This is a genomic window from Acinetobacter sp. YH16044 (assembly GCF_013417145.1).
GTDB lineage: Bacteria > Pseudomonadota > Gammaproteobacteria > Pseudomonadales > Moraxellaceae > Acinetobacter > Acinetobacter amyesii.
The window spans coordinates 1-1469 of sequence record NZ_VPEK01000137.1; the positions used below are offsets into that span (position 1 = coordinate 1).

Below are 1469 nucleotides of genomic sequence, written 5' to 3' on the forward strand. Positions count from 1 at the left end.
ACGTGTATTATGTTAATTTTAGGAATTCTAAACTTGAGCAGAAATTAATGTGGATTTAAATTTACGAACTTCATCATTCAGTACGTGAAGTTCTGTTGATCTTATTGCATTACCTAAATGCATCATTGCTGCAACTGTTACTTGAGGAGGTTGAGCCAGAATTACTTGTCCATTATTATTTATTAGCGGCCCCGCATATAATATACCAACTAAATGAATTCGACTTTTATCCATATAATAAGTATTAGTTTTTCTGTCTAAATACCCCTTTTTATCATATAAAAAAATTGGTGATCCAGAGGATCCTGGGAAACAAGCCATATCAACCATAAACTCTTGTTTTCCATTATATAGTTTTGCAAGAGAAGAGGCCGTTATTCCCTTACGAATAATAGGTAGATGGTTTACCTCATCAGAAATACCATTAGGACAGCCAATCATTGTTACTTCTTCAATAGCATCAAAATATTGCCAATCATCGGTATTCGGTATTAATGATAAATCTAAAAATTTATAGAATATTGGCATACCTTGATCTATTGCTTGATTTATCAAACCTGCAATAGAGATAGCACATAAATCAATTTTCGTATCAGGATGATAGATAACCTGTTTATCGTTTATCCCAATGCTTAGTTCGACAAAATTTCCTGAAGGTTCTCCTTCATTATTCTTTACATGACAAATGATTTTTATTTGATCACTCTTTTCTATTACATGTTTGTTTGTCACCAGAGCTAGAAAGCAATTTTCTCCATCATTATCGAAGGCTGTGAAGAATCCAGTCCCTGTACTATGAGCTTTTCCATTTAAGTATGCAGTAATTTTTACTGTTGAATAAAGTAATTCCTCAGCCACACTCATAGTTTTATTCATAAATCTTTTCCGATAGTCACAATAAATATTCTTATTTTTTATCATAGTATTAATCTTTATTTTTTATTTTAATCAATAAAATAAATACTTCATTCTGACAAAATTTAAATCAATATATTTTTTCATTTAACATAATGGTGGTTATACGAAATTAGTAGTTTTTACGCGGAATTCCTAACGTATTCATCTTTTGTCTTATATCTTTATTTTTACCAATAGGTAAAATATATTCATAACCTACATCGAAAAGTAGGTAATTAAGAAAAAAATTACAGCGTTTTATAAGCCTTATAGTAACGGGAGAGACTATAGGGCTTTTTATTTATCTTAATATTCATATATCTATGATAAAGCCATGATGCTCTGCGATATAGAAAACCGGCTTGAGAATAGACCGATCTTTTATGATATTTGCTAAAATACTCTTTTGAAATATAAAAAACTAAGCGTGTATAGCACTGGGTCTAGGTGTTTTTTGGGCTTAGTTATTAGCGTTATTTAAATAAGTATAAGTGGCTTTGTTGCATAAATATGTAAGCATCTGATTTAAATAAATTTAATTTTGGATCAAAAAATAATCAAAACTTTTAAAA

The 1469-nt window shown here is 29.5% G+C and carries 1 protein-coding gene; it reads right to left on the minus strand.

Going from position 1 to position 1469, the window contains the following annotated elements:
- Positions 1 to 27: 27 nt before the first annotated feature.
- Positions 28 to 876 carry a serine protease gene (locus FTV38_RS17510; protein WP_163146740.1) on the minus strand — a complete coding sequence of 283 codons (849 nt, stop codon included), beginning with the start codon at positions 874 to 876 and terminating at the stop codon, positions 28 to 30.
- Positions 877 to 1469 lie beyond the last annotated feature (593 nt).

Excerpts from the sequence above, each read along its gene's own strand:
- FTV38_RS17510 (WP_163146740.1), bottom strand. The coding sequence starts at position 876 with ATGAATAAAACTATGAGTGTGGCTGAGGAATTACTTTATTCAACAGTA.